This is a genomic window from Massilia sp. BKSP1R2A-1 (assembly GCF_050586525.1).
Taxonomy (GTDB): domain Bacteria; phylum Pseudomonadota; class Gammaproteobacteria; order Burkholderiales; family Burkholderiaceae_D; genus Telluria.
In genome coordinates this window covers 1-5,132 of sequence record NZ_JBOBRE010000029.1, presented here as the reverse complement: position 1 = coordinate 5,132, position 5,132 = coordinate 1, and the positions used below count along the sequence as shown (strand labels likewise).

The following is a 5,132-nucleotide window of genomic DNA, read 5'->3' as shown; positions in this document are numbered from 1 at the left end:
ATTAATAGGTCGGCGCAGTGCCGCACCAGCGAAGTCCATTAAAACCAACCATCAAGGGCTATGGAATCTACATCAGAAGTTCTCACTGAAGAGTCAAACCGCCGCAAATGGATATCGAAGTTCTTCGGTAACGTCGCAGCCGCAATCGTTATCCTGGGGGGGATTTTCACCGGCCAAGGATTCGTCGGCACCGTGATGCTCGTTCTCCAGCTCATGGCAGTAATGCTCGTACTTGCACTTTGCGCTGCTCTTGTCCCGGGCGGACGTAATCGTCGTCGACGGGAACAGGCATCTGCTGTGATTAGCGTAATTTCGTGCTTGGCGGCAGTTCCACTGGTCTTAGTCGGCTGGGCGACGATTTGAAGGAAAACTCATGCTACTGCTGAAAAAACTCTTGCATTGGACTGGTCTTCGAATTTGCGGAGAGAATATGGACCACGAGTGGCGCAAGGACATCGACCATTGCACGTTTACCACAGACCACTACGATTGCATGGTCTGCAACGATCACGCAGACGAACCTTCCGGCTTTTCACCCCATGTAAGGCGTTAGACGCCAAGGAAAAGGCCCAGCAGCACCGGGAGCCCGCCACGAGCGGGCAGAGGCATTGAGAGGGTCGGCACGGTGCCGGCCCAGCGAGGACAACATGACGACAGTAAAAGCGCCGGACGGCACTGACTTCACGCTGAACTTTACCGCAGGGCTTCCGCCTACAGGAGCGGGCCCGACTATCTTCCTCATGAAGGACGGTTCGATCCACGCCGGCGACCTGGTATCGATTGACAATGCGTTGAACCCGACCGGCAAGAGCCGCGTCCTCCGCACCACGAACCCTACTGGCGGTCTGCATGAAGTGTTTGATGTGCCCGAGTCGCGCATCATCGGGTTCGCTTTTGCCGGCGCCCAAAGCCCGTTCTCGCGCGAGCTGGCCAGCGCGTATTAACTCCCAGGGAAAAGCTGTGGAGCGAATTCGCCTTCAACAAGATGACTTCACCGCATTACGTTCGCTCTCCCAGCGGATGTGGCGACAGGGGGATACGTTAGGCTGGAGGTTTAATCGGACATGGCATTCGGTGTCATTCGATGAAGTGCCTACGCTTGAAGCGGCCGACCGCCTGATAGCGATGGACCTGGCTGAACGTACCGTTTGCTGCGCGGACTGCCGTCGTCCAGCCTTCAAGCTGACGGCGCGTGGCGTAGCGATGGTGGGCCGGATCAATACCACCCCACGACGCGAAGTTGCTGAGAGCCCGATCGCAGAACCGGCCAAAGGACTCTTTGATCGCCTGGTCCCTGCTCGCTTAGGAATTAAAGGAAAACGACGGTGAAGAATATGAAATGGTGGTTGAAACAGAGCCTCGTCTACGGCTTGGTTGCGGTCATGGGTATCGGGTTTATGTGGTACCGCGATGACTGGAACGCCGCACGTATTGCGTGGATATTCTCAGCCGTTAGCATGGTCTCGCTCGGCGTGGGTGTCATCCTTTACTGCCGTGCAAAGAGCGCAGCACGACGCTGAGTGAACGTAAAGGAAAACTCATGAAATATCGTGTGCACGGTTACGCAATGATTCCGGTGGCGGCTGAGACGACCGTAGAGGCTAACTCGCCGGAGCAGGCTATCGAGATCGCACAGCGCGAGTTCGAGCGCGACAAGATCAGTCTCCTGGTCCAGAACAGCGAGGACTACAGCTCGGCGTTCGACTGGCGTCCGAACGCCGAGCCGGTCGTGCAGGCTCAACCTGCCGCGTGGTCGCCGGCTTCGGGCTTGGACGGATATACGCAATCAATGTCGGTTCTGTGAAGAGTATGTGCGCGATAACGGCGCGGCCGACACGCACATGTGCGGCGGCGACTAACGGTCGAGGAAAAGTCGATGACTACGAAAGCACAGCTACAGGCCCTGGTCGAGCAATACGGGAGCAAGGTCGGTGTGCACGCCGCGGTCGAGGCAACGCGAGTGGCTACCGATCGCAAGGACCGTGGACCACGGCCGAGCGAGCGGCGCATGCGGGACGAAGCGCTTGAATCGAAAACGACGATCCTGGCCGCTATCGAAGCGCTGCCAATCGAATAGGAAAAGCATGAGCACCTATTACTACCTCGTGTGCCTAGAAACGATGCAATCGGTCGAAGTGTCGGCCCGCGTCGGCGGCAGCGTCAGGGCAAGCCAAGAGCCTAAGAGCGCCTAACAAAACCGTTCGACATACCGCCAACAGATGAGCGAACAGGCAAGTGAAAGGAACGCCTGGTGAATGTCTGCTCGCCGCTCATGTCGTATGCGTAATCTGCGAAAGCGGTGTAGCCAACCCAGGGTACGCTCGACAACCCACCGCCATCTGCCGAGCCGTTCGCGTGACTCCACGCCGTAGCGCGCAATCCGAGTTGCGATTCCGCGACGGCGCAGCCAAGCCCGATGGGCTCTCGAAGCATAGGCTCGATCGGCATGCAGCTTACCTGGGCGTTTGCGGGCACGGCCTGCCAGCCCTTTAACTGCCGGGACGGACTCTACCAACGGGATGAGGAAACGCGAGTCGTGTACCTGCGCACCCGAGATCTGGGCTACCAATGGAAGCCCACGCTCGTCGACCAGTAAATGGTGTTTACAGCCGAGTTTGCCGCGATCGGTAGGGTTTCGGCCTGTGTGCTCGCCGCCGGCAGGCGCCGGTACGCTTGCAGCGTCAACGCTAGCTCGATCCCACATGATCTGGTCGTGTTCGCGGAGCCGTCGCAGAATCGTCTCGTGAATACGCTGCCAGACGCCAGCTAGCATCCATTCGTGAAGCCGACGCCAGCATGTCATACCACTGCCGCAGCCGAGTTCGCGCGGCAAGTACTCCCACGGTATTCCAGTCTTGAGGACAAAGAGGATCCCTGTCAGGGCCGCGCGGTCATCGATACGTGGACGGCCGCCTTTGGGCGATCGGCGATGGGCCGGAAGATCAGCTGCTATAAGCGACCACAGGTCTTCAGGAAGAAGTGCTCGGGCCATGGCATCAGTCCGTCTACAAACACGGACGTCATGTTAGTGCCTCGACTGGGCGCGCGTACGTCCGCTTCCGACCCTGGCTGTGTAAAAACGCGAAATCATGACGTTTTCAGGTGTCTCGTTACTATTCCCCACTTCGAGAAAACGCCGTAGCGCACGTTTTGAGAAGTCGAGTGTCGCGGGTCGGATGTCTGCTTTGCGTTTTTACACAGCCTGGGCCCAATCCAGACGTCGAATACCTGGGTTAGGCGCCACCTTCGGAAAGCAACACTGAGCCACAAGTCCCGAAGTCGTGAACTGCTAGCATGACCGGCACTGGATACCTCCAGCCGCCAGCCTTCCACCAACATTCCGCCACCCAGCGTGACAAGACAGAGACTGCCAGCTCAAGTCCAGGAAACTGGTCTGGATCAAGGAAGTATTGCTCGTCGAGCTCAGCAAGAATTTCAAGGCCGAGTTCTAGATGCATTGATCTGCCAGCAAATAAACTCGGGTCCTGGTGATCGACCTTATTGTTCTTGCCACGCCAGTAGATCCAAACGTCCGGCGACGCGCCGTCCTCGCCGGGGAAGATTTCGACGTTCGCTTCGTCGACGTCTGGTGCTACCGGTACAGCTAAAAGAGCACTGATCTGAGCGATCACATGCTTGGATAGGCCGTCAAGCTTGCGCCGGTACATCGCTTGGAATTGTGCTTGATTCAAGCCATACGGAACCATCTGCCGTGCCTAAAAATTTAGTTTATGGGTCGGTCAGCAACGACCGCTTTTGGCCGAACTCGCCCGTTCAGTGGACGGCAGTTGGCGACCCGCAGTGGACCTTCATCTCCGATAGTAGAGCTTTCCGGAGCGTATGAATTCTTCAACCGCTCGCCAACCTTTGACGTCCGATTTCTTCGGCGCCTTGAAGTCGATGCCCATGAAGTGTGCTTGACCTCCACAGTCAGGGCATTTGTACTCGCGAGAGTTCTCGAAGCCTTCATATTCCTTCCGCTGCCCTATCGCTTGTTCGCTCGTCATGAAACGGCTGATCGATCCGGCAAATTGGGGGCGCTTGAAGTTCTTCCTGCATACGAAGCACGCATACTGCAACGGTCTTCCAAGCGATTTCATTTCAAGGCCTCTTAGGTTCAGTAGAGCATTCGTACACACTAGGTCTATGTCCGCTTCTGGCCGAATCTGGCCGGTTGAGCCAGCATAGCAGCTTGCTAGTTGAAAACCCGGCAGTGGCCGCGACAGGCCGGTCTCGACCCATTGCGGACATGGTGTTGTTCAGCGTCGATTCTCCAATCCGTTGAAGTACCCTGCAAATGTTATCTTCGCTTCGGCCTCGGCTATAACATGAGCTTCACGCGCATTAACTTCCCACCATGCTCCGCAACTCTGGCAGCGGTACAAATGAGCATGTGCCATGATCGAACTGTAGACTAAAATTGGAGGCGTGGTCTCCCTTCCTTGGCGTGCTGCCGCCGCGGGAGAGTACATTCCCGAAAGCACACCATTTCTACATTCTTCACATCCAGCCTTCATCCATACGCTCATATATCCTCGGCTGTCTTCTTGGCTGTAGGAATACGCTCCTGGCCTGTTGCTGGCCTACTAGGACGGCAGGGACCGACCCATTGCAGTCGTTCAGCACGCCTAGAGTCAGTTACGAGACTGACCTTCCTTGACGCGACGTACGGTGTCGCCTTCCCAACCACAAGCTGCACCGCTATGCATCGAGCAGGACGAACCCTGCACCCTAGCGGTGTTCTTGTTTTTATCGAAAGTCACGGTAATGACGCATGCGTCGTCCTTATCAACCTTCGTATATGGAGAGAACGTCAGAACGTTTTTAACCACCTTACCCACGCCGGCCACCGCGCCTGAACAACCCCCTTGCACTACGGTCGTTGTTGCTGCGATTACTCCTGACTCTGAGTCGAGCGCAATCAGATCAAGAGAGGTTGCTTGCGACCGGAACCGCCCTTCGACGTTAGCGTATTGAGCGTTAGCAGTGGCACTGGCTAGTAAAAGAAAGCTAAGAAGAGCACGTATGATCATCGTGATGGAGTTAATTGTTGGCACACCTGCTTGGTGTGCAGTAGAAGATGATGTCCGCTATTGGCCGATTGTTGACCTATTGTAGCGTCCGCTAACGAC

At 56.5% G+C, this 5,132-nt stretch carries 6 protein-coding genes; 4 read left to right on the top strand and 2 right to left on the bottom strand.

Features of this window, described 5'->3' with window-relative positions; genetic code table 11:
- Positions 1-647: 647 nt before the first annotated feature.
- From ACQ7JA_RS24855 to ACQ7JA_RS24840, 4 genes are all read left to right on the top strand, one after another.
- Positions 648-944, top strand: a complete 297-nt coding sequence (locus tag ACQ7JA_RS24855; protein ID WP_430902381.1) for a hypothetical protein — start codon at positions 648-650, stop codon at positions 942-944.
- A gap of 381 nt (positions 945-1,325) precedes the next feature.
- Positions 1,326-1,520 carry a hypothetical protein gene (locus ACQ7JA_RS24850; protein ID WP_430902380.1) on the top strand — a complete coding sequence of 65 codons (195 nt, stop codon included), beginning with the start codon at positions 1,326-1,328 and terminating at the stop codon, positions 1,518-1,520.
- A 20-nt stretch (positions 1,521-1,540) separates the two neighbouring features.
- Complete coding sequence (locus ACQ7JA_RS24845; RefSeq protein ID WP_430902379.1) at positions 1,541-1,804, top strand: hypothetical protein; 264 nt, start codon at positions 1,541-1,543, stop codon at positions 1,802-1,804.
- A 72-nt stretch (positions 1,805-1,876) separates the two neighbouring features.
- Entirely contained in the window at positions 1,877-2,077 is a 201-nt protein-coding gene (locus tag ACQ7JA_RS24840) for a hypothetical protein (RefSeq protein ID WP_430902378.1), read from the top strand.
- A 111-nt stretch (positions 2,078-2,188) separates the two neighbouring features.
- On the opposite strand, the gene ACQ7JA_RS24835 is transcribed toward ACQ7JA_RS24840, so the two are convergent.
- On the bottom strand, positions 2,189-2,992 hold the full coding sequence (locus tag ACQ7JA_RS24835) for an IS5 family transposase (RefSeq protein ID WP_430902377.1): 804 nt from the start codon (positions 2,990-2,992) through the stop codon (positions 2,189-2,191).
- Positions 2,993-3,233: 241 nt separating this feature from the next.
- Complete coding sequence (locus ACQ7JA_RS24830) at positions 3,234-3,707, bottom strand: hypothetical protein (RefSeq protein ID WP_430902376.1); 474 nt, start codon at positions 3,705-3,707, stop codon at positions 3,234-3,236.
- Positions 3,708-5,132: the final 1,425 nt, after the last annotated feature.